The 17823-nt window shown below is 71.2% G+C and carries 15 protein-coding genes; 10 read left to right on the plus strand and 5 right to left on the minus strand.

Going from position 1 to position 17823, the window contains the following annotated elements; genetic code table 11:
* Window positions 1–9: 9 nt before the first annotated feature.
* Both moaA and ACHUEU_RS09210 read left to right on the plus strand, forming a co-directional pair.
* Window positions 10–1110, plus strand: coding sequence for a GTP 3',8-cyclase MoaA (gene moaA, locus ACHUEU_RS09205; RefSeq protein WP_394215634.1), 1101 nt, complete (start codon window positions 10–12; stop codon window positions 1108–1110).
* Window positions 1111–1121: 11 nt separating this feature from the next.
* Window positions 1122–1454: a MoaD/ThiS family protein gene (locus ACHUEU_RS09210; RefSeq protein WP_394215635.1), complete on the plus strand. Its 333-nt coding sequence runs from the start codon at window positions 1122–1124 to the stop codon at window positions 1452–1454.
* A 67-nt stretch (window positions 1455–1521) separates the two neighbouring features.
* On the opposite strand, the gene ACHUEU_RS09215 is transcribed toward ACHUEU_RS09210, so the two are convergent.
* The gene (locus tag ACHUEU_RS09215; RefSeq protein WP_394215636.1) at window positions 1522–2820 is read right to left on the minus strand and encodes a ThiF family adenylyltransferase; all 1299 of its coding nucleotides are present in this window, start codon (window positions 2818–2820) and stop codon (window positions 1522–1524) included.
* Between the two features lie 312 nt (window positions 2821–3132).
* Between ACHUEU_RS09215 and ACHUEU_RS09220 the strand changes: the two genes are divergently transcribed.
* The 4 genes from ACHUEU_RS09220 to ACHUEU_RS09235 all read left to right on the plus strand — a co-directional run bounded on the left by ACHUEU_RS09220 (window position 3133) and on the right by ACHUEU_RS09235 (window position 9063).
* On the plus strand, window positions 3133–4122 hold the full coding sequence (locus ACHUEU_RS09220; RefSeq protein WP_394215637.1) for an ABC transporter permease: 990 nt from the start codon (window positions 3133–3135) through the stop codon (window positions 4120–4122).
* Between the two features lies 1 nt (window position 4123).
* Entirely contained in the window at window positions 4124–5143 is a 1020-nt protein-coding gene (locus tag ACHUEU_RS09225) for an ABC transporter permease (RefSeq protein WP_394215638.1), read from the plus strand.
* On the plus strand, window positions 5136–7232 hold the full coding sequence (locus ACHUEU_RS09230; RefSeq protein ID WP_394215640.1) for an ABC transporter ATP-binding protein: 2097 nt from the start codon (window positions 5136–5138) through the stop codon (window positions 7230–7232). Before ACHUEU_RS09225 ends, ACHUEU_RS09230 begins: the two co-directional genes overlap by 8 nt.
* A gap of 94 nt (window positions 7233–7326) precedes the next feature.
* Window positions 7327–9063 carry an ABC transporter family substrate-binding protein gene (locus tag ACHUEU_RS09235; RefSeq protein WP_394215641.1) on the plus strand — a complete coding sequence of 579 codons (1737 nt, stop codon included), beginning with the start codon at window positions 7327–7329 and terminating at the stop codon, window positions 9061–9063.
* Window positions 9064–9147: 84 nt separating this feature from the next.
* Here the strand turns inward: ACHUEU_RS09235 and ACHUEU_RS09240 are convergent, their stop codons facing one another.
* A complete protein-coding gene (locus ACHUEU_RS09240) occupies window positions 9148–9795 on the minus strand; it encodes a PH domain-containing protein (RefSeq protein WP_394215643.1) in 648 nt (215 codons plus the stop codon).
* Window positions 9796–9820: 25 nt separating this feature from the next.
* On the minus strand, window positions 9821–11032 hold the full coding sequence (locus tag ACHUEU_RS09245) for a molybdopterin molybdotransferase MoeA (RefSeq protein WP_394215644.1): 1212 nt from the start codon (window positions 11030–11032) through the stop codon (window positions 9821–9823).
* A gap of 150 nt (window positions 11033–11182) precedes the next feature.
* On the opposite strand from ACHUEU_RS09245, the gene ACHUEU_RS09250 reads away from it, so the two are divergent.
* From ACHUEU_RS09250 to msrA, 3 genes are all read left to right on the plus strand, one after another.
* Complete coding sequence (locus tag ACHUEU_RS09250) at window positions 11183–12169, plus strand: NADP-dependent oxidoreductase (RefSeq protein ID WP_394215645.1); 987 nt, start codon at window positions 11183–11185, stop codon at window positions 12167–12169.
* Between the two features lie 67 nt (window positions 12170–12236).
* Window positions 12237–13523: a THUMP-like domain-containing protein gene (locus tag ACHUEU_RS09255; RefSeq protein ID WP_394215646.1), complete on the plus strand. Its 1287-nt coding sequence runs from the start codon at window positions 12237–12239 to the stop codon at window positions 13521–13523.
* A 161-nt stretch (window positions 13524–13684) separates the two neighbouring features.
* Window positions 13685–14377 carry a peptide-methionine (S)-S-oxide reductase MsrA gene (msrA, locus tag ACHUEU_RS09260; protein ID WP_394215647.1) on the plus strand — a complete coding sequence of 231 codons (693 nt, stop codon included), beginning with the start codon at window positions 13685–13687 and terminating at the stop codon, window positions 14375–14377.
* A gap of 30 nt (window positions 14378–14407) precedes the next feature.
* Here the strand turns inward: msrA and ACHUEU_RS09265 are convergent, their stop codons facing one another.
* The gene (locus tag ACHUEU_RS09265) at window positions 14408–14944 is read right to left on the minus strand and encodes a hypothetical protein (protein WP_394215648.1); all 537 of its coding nucleotides are present in this window, start codon (window positions 14942–14944) and stop codon (window positions 14408–14410) included.
* A 44-nt stretch (window positions 14945–14988) separates the two neighbouring features.
* On the minus strand, window positions 14989–15777 hold the full coding sequence (locus ACHUEU_RS09270; RefSeq protein ID WP_394215649.1) for a FadR/GntR family transcriptional regulator: 789 nt from the start codon (window positions 15775–15777) through the stop codon (window positions 14989–14991).
* 271 nt (window positions 15778–16048) lie between these two features.
* On the opposite strand from ACHUEU_RS09270, the gene ACHUEU_RS09275 reads away from it, so the two are divergent.
* Window positions 16049–17683, plus strand: a complete 1635-nt coding sequence (locus ACHUEU_RS09275; protein WP_394215650.1) for an ABC transporter substrate-binding protein — start codon at window positions 16049–16051, stop codon at window positions 17681–17683.
* Window positions 17684–17823 lie beyond the last annotated feature (140 nt).

Below are 17823 nucleotides of genomic sequence, written 5' to 3' on the forward strand. Positions count from 1 at the left end.
GGTGAGCAGATGACTTCGCGCCGCATCTCGCTGGGGATGCCGACGCCGCGCCGGACCGACGAGACGGCCACGTCCCTCCCCGATACCTCCGACCGCCCGGACACCCCCGCGCTCGCGGACCGCTTCGGTCGGGAGGCGAGCGACCTGAGGCTCTCGCTCACCGACTTCTGCAACCTGCGCTGCACCTACTGCATGCCCGCCTCGGGGATGACCTTCCTGAAGAAGGAGCAGCTGCTGAGCGTCGAGGAGGTGGTGCGCCTGGTGCGCATCGGCGTGGAGCGTCTGGGCATAGAGCAGGTCCGCTTCACCGGCGGCGAGCCGCTGACCCGCCCCGATCTCGAGGAGATCATCGCCGGGGTCGCCGCGCTCGAGCAGCGCCCGGACATCTCGCTGACCACGAACGCGATCGGCCTCGACCATCGCGCGGCACCACTGCGCGCAGCGGGCCTGGACCGGATCAATGTCTCCCTGGACTCGGTGGTCTCGGAGACCTTCGAACGCCTCAGCCGGCGCCCGCTGCTGCATCGGGTGCTGGCCGGTATCGACGGCGCGCGCGAGGCCGGGCTGTCGCCGATCAAGATCAACGCCGTCCTGCTGCCCGGGGTCAACGATCACGAGCTGCCGGACCTGCTGGACTGGTGCCTGGACCGTGAGCTGCAGCTGCGCGTGATCGAGCAGATGCCCCTGGATGCCGACCACATCTGGGACCGCAGCGCGATGATCACCGCCGGCGACGTCCAGGCGATGCTCGCGGGCCGCTTCGCCCTCTCCCCGGTGGCGGAGGCCCGCGACGGCGCACCCGCCGAGCTGTTCGAGGTCGCCGACCGTGCCACCGGCCGCCATCGCGGTCGGGTGGGCATCATCGCCTCGGTCACCCGCCCCTTCTGCGCCGACTGCCGCCGTACCCGCCTGACGGCAGAGGGCCGGGTGCGCACCTGCCTGTTCTCCCGCGAGGAGACGGACCTGCGCGGTGCGCTGCGCTCCGGCGCCGACGACGAGGCCATCGCCGAGATCTGGCGTGCCGCCCAGTGGGGGAAGAAGGCCGGCCACGGGATGGACCGTGAGGACTTCGTGCAGCCGGAGCGCCCCATGAGCGCGATCGGCGGCTGAGAGAGGACGAGATGACCGACATCGACCGGACGGACCTCGCCAGGACGACCGAGGCGGGGACGAGCACCACCGGCACGGGAGCACCTGCCTCCCCCGCCGCACCGCACATCGCCGTGCGCCTGTTCGCGGGAGCCGCCGCCGAGTACGGGGCCGACGCGGTCTCGCTGCAGGCGAGCACGCTCGGGGAGGCGATCGACGCGCTGCAGGCCGGGGCCTCCGACGCGGCGGCACGGGTGATCGGCCGCTCGAGCTTCCTGTTGAACGCCGTGGCCTGCTCGGTCCGCGAGCAGCAACTCTCCGAGGGCGACCGCCTGGACGTGCTGCCGCCCTTCGCGGGCGGCTGAGCGCCATCGCTCCCGCGGAGCCTGCCGGCAGGGCCGCCCGGCCCCACCGGCAGATACTCCGCGCCGTTCAGCGCGGCGGCGCCACTGCGAGCTCCGTGCCGTCCACGGCACCGAAGCCGCCGCGCAGCGAGCGCACCCGGATCCCCCGGGCGGCCAGGTTGCGCTGCACGCTGCCCGAGCGGGAGCCGGCCGCGCAGTAGAGCACGGCCCCCTCGAGACGATGCGGGGGCTCCGACGGTGCGGCATCGTCTCCGGGCTCCTCGGCCGTGCCGGCCTGCTCGTCGGCCCGTGAGCCCTGTCCGCCGGCTGCCCCGGCCCGCGCGAGCACCGCCCCCATCGGCAGGTGCTCCGCGCCGCGGACCATCCCTCGCTCCAGTTCGTGATCCTCACGGATGTCGATCACCCGCACGCCCTGTGCGAGCAGAGAGGGCAGTTCGGCGACGGTCACCTCGTCGAGGGCCGGTCCGGTCGGCCCGGGCAGTCCGCAGGTGGCCATCACGTCCTCGATCCTCTCCACGGGGCGGCGTCCCGGGCCCCGCGCCAGCGGCAGTTCGTCCCAGCGGGCGCGCAGTGCGTCATAGAGGGCCAGCCGCCCGAACAGGACCTCACCGAGGCCTGCCAGGACCTTCACCGCCTCCATGGCCATGCTCGCGCCGATCACTCCGCACAGCATCCCCAGCACTCCGGCCTCGGAGCAGCTGGGCACCTCCCCGGGGCGCGGCGGCACCGGATGCACGTCGCGGTAGGTCACGCCGCGGCCGCCGGCTCCCCAGAACACGCTCACCTGCCCGGCGAAGCCGAGGATGGAGCCCCACACCAGGGGGATGTCCAGCAGCTCGCAGGCATCGGAGGCCAGGTACCGGGTGGGGAAGTTGTCGGTGCCATCGAGCACCAGATGGTGCCCGGCGAGCTGCTCGAGGGCGTTCTCAGGGGTGACCGCGTCGACCACCGCGCGCACCGTCACCTCGGGGTTCAGCGCGCGCAGGTGCTCCACGGCGGCCACCGCCTTGGAGCGCCCCAGGTCCTCGCCGGTGAACAGCACCTGGCGGTGGAGGTTGGTGGGGTCCACCGTGTCCGGATCGAACAGGGTGATCTCGCCGATGCCGGCGGCGACCAGGTAGGTGAGCACCGGCGCACCGAGCCCGCCCGCTCCGATCACCGCGATGCGGGAGCCCGCCAGTCGGCGCTGGCCGAGAGCACCCAGCTCGGGCAGCCGCATCTGGCGGAGGTAGCGCTCCTGCGGGACTGCGGCGGGCGCCGGCTGGACCGCACAGGCGCGGATATCGGGCCGCTGACCGGTTCCGTCCCGTGCCTCGGGAGCGGCCCTCCCGGGGACGGCCGCTCCGGCATCCGATGTGCTAAGCACAGTCCTGCCGAGAACTCCATGTCTTTCCACCATGTGATGTAGTGTCCCTCACGGCCACGCACTGGGGCGACAGGCTACCGATGGATAACAATTCGGTCATGGAGCCGTGACGAGCGCGAAGATGCGCTGCCGAGTGCCCTACAGTTCAGAAACATGCTCTGTGATCCGCATCGCAGCGGATCGAGCACCGACCATGTGAGGAATCCCGACGATGCGATCACGTTCGTCAGCCGTGGCGCGCCTGTGCAGGTGCTGCAGCGCCCGCCCGGCCCCCCGTGAGATCGTCCCGGGCTCCACTCCGGGGGCCCCTGCATGATCAAGTACATCCTGCGGCGGTTCGTCAACTACCTGATCCTGACGGTCGTCGCGACCGTCTTCGCGTACATCGCCGCGAGCCTCTTCTTCTTCCCGCGCCGCCGGTACCTCGGAGTCAACCCCCCGATCCCGGAGGAGTCGATCGACGGCATCCTCAGCGCCTACGGCATCAACGACAAGGATCCGGTCCTGCTGCGCACCTGGTGGTGGATCCAGCGGGTGCTCTTCGAGCCGCTCTCCCAGAAGCTGGGCCAGGACCTCAACGGCGACTGGGTGGTCAACGAGATCTTCGGCCGCGCCGGTCTGAGCCTGCGCCTGCTCCTGCTGGGCGCCCTGCTGGCCGCGCTCCTCGGCGTCACCCTGGGGGTGTGGGGCGCGGTGCGCCAGTACAAGGCCTCCGACCAGATCGTCTCCTACTCCTCGTTCATCCTCATCTCGACCCCGACCTTCGTCGGCGGCGTGATCCTGATGATCGTGGCGACCAACTTCAACGACCTGATCGGTGTCCAGGCGATCCGCTTCACCGGTCCCTACACGCCGGGCATCGACGGCTTCTTCCCGCAGGTGTGGGACGGGTTCGTGCACCTGCTGCTGCCCACGATCGCGCTGATGCTCTTCGGTGCTGCCGGGTACTCGCGCTACCAGCGCTCCCTGATGCTGGATGTGCTGGGCAGCGACTTCATCCGCACCGCCCGGGCCAAGGGCGCGACCCGGAACCATGCTCTGGTCAAGCACGGGGTGCGCGTCGCGCTGATCCCGATGTCCACCTACTTCGCCTACAGCTTCGGCACCCTGGTGGCCGGCTCGGCCTTCCTCGAGATCATCTTCTCGTGGGACGGCATGGGCAAGTACGGAATCGTCGCGGTGCAGACCTCCGACGTCAACGCGCTGGCCGGCACCGTCTGCTTCACCGCCGTCCTGCTGCTGCTCAGCTCCACCCTGTCCGAAGTGCTCTATGCGGCACTCGACCCGAGAGTGAGGGTCTGACATGTCGATGAATGCTCAGCAGCCGGCTGACCACAGCACCGATCTCGCCCAGGACATCGACCCCACCGCGACCATGCTCTCCGAGAGGACCGGGGCCGGCGACCAGAACCGGAACCCGCATCGTCCGATCTCCCGCAGCCGCCTGGTGTGGCGGCGGCTCAGGACCAAGCCGAACTTCTACATCGGCGGGGTCATCGTGGCCATCATCGTGGGCTTCGCCCTGTTCGGCGACTTCTTCAACATCTATGCGCAGGGCGAACAGGACAACTTCAACTTCAACTCCCCGCCGAGCGCCCAGCACTACTTCGGCACCGATGCGATCGGCGTGGATCTCTACGCCTCGATGACCTCGGCGCTGCGCAAGTCGCTGCTGATCGGCTTCCTCGCGGCCCCCACCTCGACCCTGATCGCAGCGATCATGGGCTCGCTGGCCGGCTACCTCGGCGGAGTGTTCGAGATGTTCACCAACTGGATGATCAACCTGCTGCTGGTGCTGCCGGTCTTCTACGTGCTGATGATCGTCTCCCCCGCCATCGCCGACCCCAGCAACCTGCCGGCCGCCCTCCAGTGGCTCGGCTTCCTCCCCGCCTGGGGCCTGCTGGTCCTCGCGATCGGCTTCTTCAGCTGGATGATCATGGCCCAGATCGTGAAGAACCAGACGAAATCGCTCAAGGAGCGCGAGTACGTCAAGGCCGCACGGTTCATGGGGGTCAGCACCCCCACCATCCTGCGCCGCCACGTCATCCCCAACGTCGCCTCCCTGCTGATCATCGACGGCGCCCTCGGCGTCGCCATGGCGATCCTGGCGGAGACCTCGCTGTCCTTCTTCGGCCTGGGCATCCAGGCTCCGGACGTCTCCCTGGGCACGCTGCTGCAGGACGGCACCAGCGCCGCCGTCACCCGCCCGTGGCTGTTCGTGATCCCGGCGTCCTTCTTGATCGCGCTGCTGACCGGTGTCGCCCTCGTGGGGGACGCCCTGCGCGACGCCATCGACCCCACCAGTGAGGTGAACCGTGCCTGAGCCTCTGCTGCAGGTCAGAGATCTGACCGTCACCTTCCCCAACGCCACCGGCGGCGTCCGCGCCGTGCGCGGCGTGGACTACTCCGTCGACGAGGGCGAGTTCCTCGGCATCGTCGGCGAATCCGGGTCCGGCAAGTCCGTCTCCTCCCTCGCGGTGATGGGTCTGCTGCCCAGCTCCGCGAAGATCGACGGCGACATCACCTTCCGCGGTGATTCCCTGCTGGGGATGAGCGATCGTCAGCTGTCCCGGCTGCGTGGCCGGGACATCGCGATGATCTTCCAGGATCCGCTCTCGGCGCTGACGCCGGTGTACACCGTGGGCCAGCAGATCCAGGAGGCGCTGACCCTCCACGACAGCAAGCTGACGCCGCGCACTGCGGAGAAGCGGGCCGTGGAGCTGCTGAAGATCGTCGGGATCCCGGCTCCGGAGCGCCGGATCAAGGCCTTCCCGCACGAGTTCTCCGGCGGCATGCGCCAGCGCGCGATGATCGCGATCGCGATCGCGAACGACCCCACGCTGATCATCGCCGATGAGCCCACCACCGCGCTGGACGTGACGATCCAGGCACAGATCCTCGAGGTCCTGCAGAAGGCCAAGGAGGTCACCGGGGCCGCCGTCGTGCTGATCACGCACGACCTCGGCGTCGTCGCCGGCAATGTGGACCGGGTGGCCGTGATGTACGCGGGCAAGCTGGTCGAGAAGGGCCCCGTCGACGAGGTCTTCCGCGCGCCGCGGATGCCCTACACGATGGGCCTGCTGCGCTCGGTGCCGAACATGCTCACCGCCGGCAAGGAACGACTGGTCCCTCTCGAGGGGCGCCCACCGGACCTCTCCGACCTGCCGCCGGGCTGCCCCTTCGCGGATCGCTGCCCCGCCGTGCAGGATCGCTGCCGCATCACCGAGCCCGAGCTGCTCGCCGAGCTCGGGGACGGGCGCGAGGTCGCGTGCCACCGGGCCGACGAGATCGCGGCCGGCACCCTGCGGCCCGATGACATCTTCCCGCGTCCCCCGCACGAGGAGCGTGAGGTCAAGGACTCGGACACCCTGAATCCGGTGGTCCGCGCCCAGGGCCTGGTGCGCCACTTCCCGCTGTACAAGGGCGCGGTGTTCCGCCGCGTGATGGGCAGCGTGAAGGCCGTCGACGGCGTGGACTTCGAGGTCCTGCCCGGCGAGACCCTCGGGCTGGTGGGCGAGTCCGGTTCGGGCAAGTCCACCACCGCGCTCGAGATCATGGAGCTGGACACGCCGCAGCGTGGCAGCCTGGAGGTGGCCGGGAAGGACGTCGGGACGCTCTCGAGGGCCGAGCGCCTGGAGATGCGCCAGGACGTGCAGATCGTCTTCCAGGATCCGATGGCCGCGGTCGATCCGCGGATGCCGGTCGGCGACATCATCGCCGAGCCGCTGACGGTCCACCGGGTCCCCCGCGCGGAGCGGAGCCGGCGCGTGGTCGAGATGCTCGAGCTGGTGGGCCTGGCGCCGGAGATGACCGACCGCTATCCGCACGAGTTCTCGGGCGGTCAGCGCCAGCGCATCGGCATCGCCCGCTCGCTGATCACCAACCCGAAGGTGCTGGTGCTGGACGAGCCGGTCTCCGCGCTCGACGTGTCGGTGCAGGCCGGGGTGATGAACCTGCTCCAGGACCTGCGTGACCGGCTGGGACTGTCCTACCTGTTCGTCGCCCATGACCTGGCCATCATCCGGGAGATCGCCGACAAGATCGCGGTGATGTATCTGGGGCGGATCGTCGAGTACGGCCCGGTGCAGGAGGTGTACGAGTCCCCTCGTCACCCCTACACCCGCGCCCTGATGAGCGCGGTCCCGGTACCGGATCCGGCGATCGAGCGGGAACGGCAGAGGATCCTGCTCACCGGTGATCTTCCCAGCCCCACCGAGGACATCCCCGGCTGCAACTTCGCCTCACGCTGTCCCCTGTTCCGCCTCCTCGACGAGGACCGCCAGGCGCGGTGCCTCGGGGAGGACCCGGTGGCTCTGCCCCACGGCGAGTCCACGGTGGCCTGCCATCACGTCGACCAGATCGGTCGCCTCGATGACATCGCCATCTCCGCCCTGTCCCCCACCGGTGACTGAGATCCCGCGTCACCCCATCCAGACCGCAGTACCCGTCCACAAGATCCCGAGACCCAGTGCAGAGCAGCACATCTCACCAGGAAGAGAGAAACCCATGAAGATCACGAGCACTCGTCGACTTTTCCTCGCCGGAACCGGCGTGGTCGGCTCCGCCGCGGCGCTCGCCGCCTGCGGCGGCCAGGCCACCGAGGAGGAGCAGCAGTCCCAAGCCGCGGAGGAGAACGAGAAGGCCGCTGAGGAGCAGGGCGAGCTCCCCTCCACCGCCTGGGAGCGCATGGACTACGACGAGGTCCCCGACGGCGGGACCCTGCGCAAGGCCATCCTCACCTTCCCGGCGAACTGGAACCGCGCCCAGGTGGACGGCAACAACGCCGACACCACCGAGATCGCGTCCCCCTGCGGAGCTGACCAGGGCAACTCGGCGATCCTCTACACGGAGACCAACGAGAAGACCTTCAACCCCGACTATGTCGAGTCGGCCGAGATGGTCAGCGAAGACCCGCAGACCATCCGCTTCAAGTACAACCCCGAGGGCAAGTGGGACAACGGGGACCCGATCGTGGTCGACGACCTGATCGCGGAGTGGAAGGCCACCAACGGCACGAACGAGGAGTTCCTCGTGGTCTCCACCGTCGGCTCCGAACAGATCGAGTCGATCACCCAGACCGATGACGAGTTCAGCGGGGAGATCGTCTTCTCCAGTCCGTTCATCGACTGGATCACCCTGGTGCACCCGGGTGCCCCGGCCGCGGTGTACGCGGATCCGGAGACCTTCAACACCGGCTACACCGACCAGCCGACCCCGGGCAAGGGTCCGTTCAAGGTGGGGAGCCTCGACGCCTCCGGCGGCGTGGTCACGCTCGAGCGCAATGAGCACTGGTGGGGTCGGGCGCCGAAGCTGGAGTCCATCATCTTCCAGGTCGTCGACCAGACCACCCAGCCGCAGTCCTTCGCCAACGGTGAGATCGACTGGCTGGACGTCGGCACCGGTGACGTGCTCTCCCAGGCCAAGAGCCGTGAGGACGCGGCCATCCAGACCTCGAACGGTCTCACCTGGACGCACCTGACGATGAACGTCAACGGTGGTGACGGCCTGCTCGTGGACGTCAAGGTCCGTGAGGCGATGGCCCGCGCCATCGATCGCGACGCCATCGGCCGCGCCGTGGTGGGCCCGCTCGAAGCACCGATCGTGCTGGTGGACAACTTCGTCTACATGCCCGGTCAGGACGGCTACCAGGACTCCTACGAGCCTCTGGGCGGGCTCAGCTTCGATCCGGAGGCAGCGGGCACGCTCCTCGACGAGGCCGGCTGGGTGCTCGAGGGCGACAAGCGCTCCAAGGACGGCAAGACGATGGACCTGAAGATCATCATCCCGGCCGATACCAAGTCGAACTCCGACCGTGCCCGCCAGGTGCAGACCAACCTCAACGAGATCGGCTTCAACTGCGAGCTGCAGACGGTCCCCGCGGATGGTTACTTCCCCGACTACGTCATGCCCGGTTCCTTCGACATGGTGACCTTCTCGTGGGTCGGTTCGAACTACCCGGAGTCGTCCGCCGCGAACCTGGTCTACCCGCTCGAGTCGGGTCAGAACTTCACCGGCTACGCCGATGACCGCATCGGTCCGGTCAACGAGAAGCTCCTGGCCGCGTTCGATCTCGACGAGCGCAAGAAGCTCGCCAACGAGATGTCGAGCATCATCGCCGAGACCTTCACGGTCATCCCCTTCTACGCCACGCCGAACATCGTGGCCATCAAGGAGGGCGTCGTGAACACCGGGGCCACCCAGTTCGAGACGACCGACTGGACCCAGGTGGGCATCGCCGCCTGATCTGCCCTGACAGGAGGGGTCGGACCGCTGCTGCGGTCCGGCCCCTCCTTCATGCCCCAGCGCGTTCGGGCGAGGCGTGCCCGATCAGAGCACGGCCCGGGCGAGGACCAGCAGACCGAGGATCGCCACCACGGCGAGCTGCAGGACGTTGGGGGTCGTGACCATCACGCCCTCGGCCTCGTCGGCCGGGGTGCGCCCCGCCGCGTCCCGCCGGTCCATCCAGCGCTCCCAGCGCGTCTTGACCACGGCGGACCGGCTGCGCTGCTGGTCGTTGACCAGCCGCTCCTGCGGGGTGGAGGACCGGCCGCGCAGGTTCTGCTCGTACATCGTCGCCTCCCGCCGCCAGGGGGCGTCTCGTCCCAGGGCCGGCGCGTTCCAGGCGGTGACGGTCGAGGTGGCGGCGCGGTGGGTGGTGACCTCGAAGCGCAGCATCGCGCCGATGCGCACCTCCTGGATCGCGGCGAAGGGGAGGTGGTGAGTGAGCAGGACGTTGCGCACCTCGACGGACTCCTCGTGCAGCACCACCTGCGGCGCCCACAGCACCATCCACACCAGGGCCAGCGCGAACAGTGGCACGGGCAGCACCAGCACACCCTCCCAGCCGGCACGGAGCACCGCCTCCAGGGAGAGACCGAGACCGATCAGGCCGACGACCGCGCAGATGATGGCGGCGCTGCGGGGACGCAGGTGGAGGGTGCCTCCGGGGTCATGGACGGCGGTGTGCGCAGGCATGGGCCCACGGTAGTCGAGCCCAGCCTCAGAGCCGCACCACCCGGGCCCAGCCGTCCTCGGTCCCGGGAGCCCCGCGCAGCACGATCGCGTCGGCCCGCCCGTAGGGGGCCAGGCGCCTCCCCGGCAGCAGATCGACGACCTCGCGCCCGTCCGCCCGACGGCGCAGGCGGCCGGCCATCGCGTGCACCGCACCGGGACGTCGGCGAGCGCCGTCGGCGGTGGTGTCACCCAGCAGCACGGTGGCCACCGCGGCGGCGTCCCCCGCCAGGAGCGGCCGGACGAAGAGGTGGAATCCGACCAGCGCTCCGACCGGGGTGCCGGGCAGGTGCACCACGGGCACGCCGCCGTCGAGTCGGCCCCACCCCTGCGGGCCGCCGGGCCGCAGGGCGAGGTGCGCGAAGCGGGAGGTGCTGCTGCCGTGCTCACCCAGCAGGGTCTTGACCACGTCGAACGCCCCGTGGCCGATCCCACCGGTGGTCAGCACCAGGTCGGAGTCCGCGGCAGCCCGGGCGAGCATGGCACGCAGCCCGGCATGGTCGTCCCCGCTGTGCAGCGGGGCCCGGGCCTCGGCGCCATCGGCCCGCAGCGCGGCGGCGAGCATGGCCCCGTTGGACTCGCGCACGCTGCCCGGCGACTCGGCCTCGGCCGTGAGCTCGTCCCCCGTGACCACCACGCTCACCCGGTGACGGCGGCGGGTGGGCAGAGTCGCCACCCCGAGCGCGCGGGCGAGCCCCACGAGCCCCGGCCCCACCCGGTCCCCGGCGGCGGCGAGCAGCTCCCCGGGGGCGACCTCCTCGCCCGGAACGCGCACGTGCCGCTGCGCGGGCGGAAGCTCCTGGAGGACGAGGGTCACCGCGGCCGGCACCGGTCCGAAGGGATCGGCGTCCGTCGCCTCGACCTCGACGACCGCGTCCGCGCCGAGCGGCACGGCCGCGCCGGTCATGATGCGCGCTGCGGTCCCGGCGGCGAGGGCGGGAACCGCGCCGGGCCGGGCAGGCAGCTCCGCACTGACCGGCAGGGTGGTCCGGCCGGGGACGGTGAGGTCTCCGCGCCGGACCGCGAACCCGTCCATCGCGGCGATCGGGACGGACGGCATCGCCTCCGGACTGCGCACCTCGGCGGCGAGGCACCGGCCGAGGGCCTGTTCGGCGGGCAGCTGGTCCACGGCCGAGGGCAGGGTGATCTCGCGCAGCAGGAGGTCCCGCCACTGCTGGGGAGCCGGGCGGGGGTCGGACATGATCCTCCTGGGTGGCGGGGCGGCGGAGTGGCTGGATGACGAGCGGCCGTCCACCCTCCATGATCCCTCATCCCGGGCTCTCGGCGAGAGGACCTCGACACCGTGACGGCACCATCGCCGGACCGGGGGCGCAGGGTGCATCATGGGGATATGCGAGAGATCCGATTCGACCGCTTCGGCGGCCCCGAGGTCCTGACCCTCCACGTGGATGCCGCGGTGCCCGCACCGGCCCCTGACGAGGTGCTGGTGCAGGTCTCCTTCGCGGGACTGAACCCGCTGGACTTCAAGATCCGCGACGGCTCCTCCGGGCGGGCGCAGGGGCTCGAGCTCCCGGCCGGCACGGGCCGGGAGATGTCCGGCGTGGTGATCGGCGCCGGTTCCGGTCTGGACGAGGCGGAGCTGGGCTCGCGCGGACTCACCGTCGGCACCCGGGTGTTCGGGATGCGTTCCCCGGACGACCCGCGCGGCGTGGCGGCCGAGGTCATCGCGATCTCGGCGGATGACCTCGCCCCGATCCCCGGGGAGATCCCGGAGGAGGACCTGCCGCGCTGGGCGGGCCTGGCCCTGGTGGGGCTCACCGCGATCGCGACCGTGCGCGACACGGCCGGGATCGCGGAGGGCGAGACGGTGCTGATCCACGGCGGTGCCGGCGGTGTCGGCCAGCTGCTGATCCCGATGGCGCTGGAGGCCGGCGCGAGGACGGTCCTGGCCACCGGACGCTCGGCGAATGCGCAGCGGATCCGCGAGCTCGGTGCCACCCCGATCTCCTACGACGAGAGCGACTGGACCGCCGAGGTCCAGCGGCTCACGGACGGCCGCGGCGTCGACGTCGTGCTGGACACCCACTACCACTCGACCTTCCTGCCCAGCCTCGACCAGCTCGCCGGCGGCGGCAGGATCGTCGCGCTCCCCTCGCTCGCGGACCTCTCCCCCGCGCTGCAGCGGGGGATCGAGGCGCGGATCCCCGTGATCGTCCCCGGCCGGGACCGTCTGGACCGCCTCGCCCAGGGCATCCGCGCCGGCCGCTACCCGCTCGAGGTCTCCGAGGTGCTGCCGCTGAGCGAGATCGGGCAGGCGCATGCGTGGCTCGAGGACGGCCACACCCGCGGCAAGCTCGTGCTCGACGTCCGCGCCTGACGGGACCCGGGAGGTCCCGCGCCTCCCGGTCGCTGCGGACAGGTGTCCGACCGGTACCCTCGTGGGCATGGTCGTGCCCCCTGTCGATGATGCCGAGGCGGCGCTCCGCGCGCTCGCACCCGTGCTGCAGCCCGCCGGCTGGGCGCTGCTGAACTCCCTGCCCCCGTATCGCGAGGACGACGCGCTGCGACAGGCCGCCCGGCTGCGTGAGGCCGGCCATCCGCCCGAGCTGGTCTCCGCGGTGCTGACCCAGTCCCGGCTGCGCACCCGGGCCACGGAGAAGTTCGGGGAGTTCGCCTCCTCGATGCTGTTCACCCCGCACGGCCTCGAGCAGGCCACCCGCCTGCCGGTCGCCGCCCTGCACGCCGAGCGCTTCCAGCGCGCCGGCGTGGCCAGCGTCGCGGATCTCGGCTGCGGCATCGGGGGGGACGCGATGGCGCTGGCGGGTCTCGGGACCGATGTGCAGGCCGTGGACCGCGACCCGGCGACCGTCGCCGTGGCCACCGTGAACCTCATGCCCTTCCCGAACGCCCGTGCCCGGTTGGGGCGGGCCGAGGGCCATGACCCCCGCGACACCGAGGGGATCTGGCTGGATCCGGCCCGGCGGGCCCCCGCCCGGGGCGGCAGCCGGCGCCTGCACGATCCCGAGGAGTACGAACCGCCGCTGTCCACGGTCGTCGACCTCGCCCATCGCCTCGGTCACGACGGTGCGGCCGGCCCGCTGGGGGCGAAGCTCGGCCCCGGCATCGCGCGCGACGCCCTGCCCGAGGACGTCGAGATGCAGTGGCTCTCCTTCCACGGCCAGGTGCTCGAGGCCACCGCCTGGTTCGGGCCGCTGGCCCGGGAGGGCGTGCTCTCCTCCGCCGTGCTCGTGGACCGCCACGGCGCCCACCGACTGGACCGCCGTGCCGACACCGCCGCCGATCCCGAGCCCGGACCGCTCGGCGACCACGTCTACGAGCCCGACGGCGCGGTGATCCGCGCCGGTCTGATCGGCACCCTCGCCGTGCAGCTCGACGCCCGCACCCTCGATCCGACCATCGCCTATCTCACCGGCGACACGCACGCGCCCACCCCTTTCGCCCGCGGCTACGCGGTGCGCGACGTCATGCCCTTCGGGCTCAAGCGGCTCACCTCCTATCTGCGCGAGCACCGGCTGGGGATCCTCGAGATCAAGAAGCGCGGCACCGCCGTGGAGCCCGAGGAGCTGCGGCGCAAGCTGCGCCCCCGTCGCTTCGGCGACGAGTCCGCGACGCTGATCCTCACCCGCATCGCCGGGGAGCAGTCCGTGATCGTCGCCTCTGCGCATCCCGCCGCGGCTGCCCAGGGCGCGGCCGGGGACACGGCCCGATGAGCTCGCCGCCGGGCGCTGGATCCCCGCCGGGCGCACCGGCGGCGAGCGAATCGGTCATCGCCGTGCTGCCGCGCACGAACTGATCCGCCCTCGGCGGAAACTGCGTGGCCCACGTCGCTCCGGACCGCCGCGCACGGCCCGCGAGCGCTACCGTGAGGGGCATGTGGCAGATGATGGACCTCCTGTACGGGCACAAGAAGGAGATGGTCGCGCCCGAGGCCGCGCTCTCCGGCCGCGACCACTACCCCTACCCGCTGGCGCGCGAGCACCTCGTGCTGGGCACCGACATGCTCGGCCCCGACGCCCCCGTCGACCCGCAGCCCTGGCCCGCCGGCAGCGAGGAGATCATCCTCGCCGGCGGCTGCTTCTGGGGCATCGAACGGATCGCCTGGCAGGTCCCGGGCGTCCACACCACCTCCTCGGGCTATGCCGGCGGGTACACGCCGCACCCCACCTACGAGGAGGTCTTCTCCGCCCGCACCGGCCACACCGAGGCCGTGCGCGTCATCTACTCCGGCGGCGAGACCACCCTGCGCGCCCTGCTCACCCAGTTCTGGGAGCAGCACGACCCCACCACCGCGAACCGGCAGGGCAACGACGTGGGCACCGAGTACCGCAGCGCCGTGTACTGGACCACGCCCGCCCAGGGCGAGGTGGTGCGCTCCTCCGCGCAGCGCTACCAGCAGGCCCTGGACGAGGCCGGCCGCGGCGCCATCAGCACCGAGCTGCTCCCGCTGGCGGAGGCCGGCAACGGCGTCTACTACACGGCCGAGCCCGAGCAGCAGCAGTTCCTGGCGAAGAACCCCTCCGGCTACTGCAACCACGGGTTCAACGGGGTGGCCTGCTCGCTCTGAGGCGCTCGCCGCCGCGCGGACCGCGCCGGCTCAGCGCTCCGCGGAGCCCACCCCGGGCAGTCCATCGCCGTGGTCGCCGCCCATGAGGTTCCAGCGGCCGCCGATGTCCGGGCCACCCTCCGGTCGCGCCGGTGCCGGCGCGCCGCCCATCAGCTGCGCCGCGAAGCCGCCCGCCTCGCGCGGCAGCGGGGCCCCGCCGGTCGGCGTGCCGCCCGGCCCGCAGGCCGCCGCGGCGGCCGAGGTCGGGGTGCGGGGCGCGCCGCCCTCCCGCGCGAACCGGATCATCTGCTCCGTGCTCGGATAGACCGCGGTGACCACGATGTCCAGGCCCAGCAGCGTGATCGGCAGCGCGCCCTCCCCCGCGGAGTCGAGCAGCGCCCGCACCGGCTCGCACTCCTCGAAGGCCCAGGCGTCCTCGTCCTGCAGGTAGACGGTGATCGGCTGGCCGTCCAGGGCGAGGGCGGCGGCCTCGTCGAGGAAGGCCTCCTGCTGCTCGTGATCGGGCGGCGGGGAGGCCAGGAAGATGTCCAGTCCTGCGAGCGTCGCGGTCTCGTCGGCGTCGGTCATGCACACCACGGTAGCGCTCGCCGCCCCGGGAGCCGCCCGGCGGGCTATCCCGTCGGGGTCCGTGTCGGGGCATCCTGGGCGGCCTGCGCCGACGCCGCGGCGTCCAGCGCCCGGCCCAGCGGCCGGTAGTGCGCCAGGACCGCCTCCCGGTACGCCCCGGCGTCACCGGCCTCCAGCGAGCTCAGCATCGCGTGATGCGCATCGACGGTGTCCAGGATGTCCTCGGCCGGGGGGAGCCCGAGGAGCGGAACGGCGACGGTGTGGATCTCCCAGAAGGCCTGTGCAAGCTGACGCAGCAGGCGGTTGCCGAGGCACGAGAACAGGGCGGTGTGGAAGGCCGCATCGGCCTCGGGGAACGGCCGACCTGCCGAGGCGAGGTCGCGCATCTGCGCGATCAGCCCCTCCAGCTCGGGGTTGGTGGTGTCCCGGTACCGCTCGACGAGTCGCTCCGCGACGGAGAGATCGAGCGCGATGCGCAGCTCGATCACCTCGCGCAGGGCGCGCAGGTCGTTGCCGTCGTCGAGCCGGGCCCGGAACAGGAGCCCGTCGACCAGCGGCGCGAGCGACAGCTGGCCCACGAAGGTGCCGTGACCGTGGCGCACCTCGACGATGTCCAGGGAGGCCAGCGTGCGCATCGCCTCGCGCACCGAGGAGCGGGAGATCCCCAGCCGTTCGCACAGCGCGCTCTCCGTGGGCATCGCGTCCCCCGGGGTCAGCCCTTCGGCCAGGATCAGCTCCTGGATGCGCTCGACGGCGACGTTCCCGGTCCCCCTGCTGCGGATCCTCGGCGACCCTCCTGGCCCATCGCTGCGCCCTGCGGCAAGTCGGTTCATGCCGTGCCCCCCATGTCCGTCCCGTTCCCTCCGCACCGGGATGGCCCGGAGAGGCCCACAGCTGCTGAGTCCTGCCGATTGCAGGTCACCGATCGGTCACGACCGTGATCTCCCGCTGGTGCGATCGTCTCATCCATGATGTACTCTTTTCGTCATCAGACATCATACGTCTGATCTTCGCAGTGCGGCGACTCTTTCGGCGTATCGCGGGGACGGCGTCCGACAACCGGCGCGTGCTGCGCCGGCTGACCCCAGAAGGGATGCATCAACGATGATCTCCACCCCCACCAGTCGGCTCGGCCGACGCGGGTTCCTCCGCGGCACCGCGGCCCTCGCCGGCGCGGCCGGTATCGTTGCCGGCATCGGCGCCTGCGCCCCCAGCGACGACGGCGGCAGCGGCGGCGGTTCCGGCGGAGACGCCCCCGCCGGCGAGGAGAACCCCGACGGTCACATCAGCGCCGCCATCGGGTACGAGCTCGGCACCAACGGCTACGACCCGATGACCACCACCTCGGCGCTCACCCTCGCCGTCAACTGGCACACCCTGGAGGGCCTCACGGAGCTGCATCCCGTGACCCGAGAGGCCTATGCGGCCCTCGCCTCCGAGCTGCCCTCAGCGGACGGCACCAGCATCGACGTCACCCTGCGGGACGGCGCGGTGTTCCACGACGGCTCGCCGGTCACCGCCCAGGACGTGGTGTTCTCCTTCGAGCGTGTCCAGGACCCGGAGAACGCCTCGCTGTACTCCCAGTTCATCCCGTTCATCGAGTCGGTCGAGGCGGTGGACGACCAGACGGTCACCTTCACCCTGACCAATCCCACCGGGGTCTTCGCCGAGCGCCTGTCGGCCGTGAAGATCGTGCCCCAGGCGGCGGTCGAGGCCGACCCCGAGGCCTTCGACTCGAACCCGGTGGGCTCCGGCCCCTGGCGGATGACCGACAACTCCGCGGCCTCGAGCATCGTCGAGTTCGAGCGCAACGACGACTACACCGGCCCGCTGCCCGCCCGGGCGATGACCATGAGCTGGCAGGTGATCCCCGATCCCTCGACCCGCACCAACGCGCTGCAGTCCGGGACCGTCCAGGCCATCGACTCGGTCCCCTACCTGTCCATCGACCAGCTGGAGGGGACCAGCACCGTCGAGTCCGTCGGCGGTTTCGGCCTGCTGTTCGCGATGTTCAACAACAGCGACGACAACCCCTTCAACGATGTGCGCAATCGCCAGGCCTTCCTCTACGCGATCGACATGGACGAGGTCATCCAGACCGGGCTCGCCGGTCAGGCGGAGGCGGCCTCCTGCTTCGTGCAGGAGGATCACCCGAACTATCAGGAGGCCTCGACGGTCTACTCGCTGGATCTCGAGCGGGCCACGTCGCTGTTCGCAGAGACCGGACTGACCTCCTTCCGGATGCTGTGCACCGACCACGACTGGGTGGCCCAGTGCACCCCGATCATCCAGCAGTCGCTCTCGGCCGCCGGGGTCGAGGTGCAGTTCGAGCAGCGGCAGTCCGCGGACGTCTACACCACGATCGACGGCAACCCCGAGAGCTTCGACGTGGTGATCGCCCCCGGCGATCCCTCGGTGTTCGGAAACGACCCCGACCTGCTCATGCGCTGGTGGTACGGCGCTGACGTCTGGACCGAGAACCGCATGCACTGGACGGGCCAGCCCGCCTACGAGGAGACGCAGACCCTCCTGGATCAGGGCCTGCAGGCCTCCGACCCCGATGAGCAGCAGAGGATCTGGGGCGAGCTGTTCGATCTGCTGTCCGACGAGGTGCCGCTGTACCCGCTGTTCCATCGCAGTGTGCCGACCGGATGGGACGACACCACGCTGGTGGACTTCCAGCCGATCTCCCTGACCGGGCTCAGCTTCATCGACGTCGCCTCGACCGAAGCCCGCTGAGCCGCGGCGGGGGGGGGGGGCCCCCCCCGGGGGGGCCCCCCCCCCCCCCCGGGGGGGGGGGGGGGGCGCGCGCCGCCGGTCGACGGTCGCAACCGGTGATCATCGTCGACGACGTCGTCACCACCGGTGCCACCCTGCGC

Source organism: Brachybacterium vulturis (genome assembly GCF_043641765.1).
In the GTDB taxonomy this organism is placed as follows: domain Bacteria; phylum Actinomycetota; class Actinomycetes; order Actinomycetales; family Dermabacteraceae; genus Brachybacterium; species Brachybacterium vulturis_A.

Bases quoted from the DNA above. Each gene is read 5' to 3' on its own strand.
- moaA (WP_394215634.1), top strand. From the start codon at position 10: ATGACTTCGCGCCGCATCTCGCTGGGGATGCCGACGCCGCGCCGGACC.
- ACHUEU_RS09210 (WP_394215635.1), top strand. From the start codon at position 1,122: ATGACCGACATCGACCGGACGGACCTCGCCAGGACGACCGAGGCGGGG.
- ACHUEU_RS09220 (WP_394215637.1), top strand. From the start codon at position 3,133: ATGATCAAGTACATCCTGCGGCGGTTCGTCAACTACCTGATCCTGACG.
- ACHUEU_RS09225 (WP_394215638.1), top strand. From the start codon at position 4,124: ATGTCGATGAATGCTCAGCAGCCGGCTGACCACAGCACCGATCTCGCC.
- ACHUEU_RS09235 (WP_394215641.1), top strand. From the start codon at position 7,327: ATGAAGATCACGAGCACTCGTCGACTTTTCCTCGCCGGAACCGGCGTG.
- ACHUEU_RS09240 (WP_394215643.1), bottom strand. From the start codon at position 9,795: ATGCCTGCGCACACCGCCGTCCATGACCCCGGAGGCACCCTCCACCTG.
- ACHUEU_RS09245 (WP_394215644.1), bottom strand. From the start codon at position 11,032: ATGTCCGACCCCCGCCCGGCTCCCCAGCAGTGGCGGGACCTCCTGCTG.
- ACHUEU_RS09250 (WP_394215645.1), top strand. From the start codon at position 11,183: ATGCGAGAGATCCGATTCGACCGCTTCGGCGGCCCCGAGGTCCTGACC.
- ACHUEU_RS09255 (WP_394215646.1), top strand. From the start codon at position 12,237: ATGGTCGTGCCCCCTGTCGATGATGCCGAGGCGGCGCTCCGCGCGCTC.
- msrA (WP_394215647.1), top strand. From the start codon at position 13,685: ATGTGGCAGATGATGGACCTCCTGTACGGGCACAAGAAGGAGATGGTC.
- ACHUEU_RS09265 (WP_394215648.1), bottom strand. From the start codon at position 14,944: ATGACCGACGCCGACGAGACCGCGACGCTCGCAGGACTGGACATCTTC.
- ACHUEU_RS09270 (WP_394215649.1), bottom strand. From the start codon at position 15,777: ATGAACCGACTTGCCGCAGGGCGCAGCGATGGGCCAGGAGGGTCGCCG.
- ACHUEU_RS09275 (WP_394215650.1), top strand. From the start codon at position 16,049: ATGATCTCCACCCCCACCAGTCGGCTCGGCCGACGCGGGTTCCTCCGC.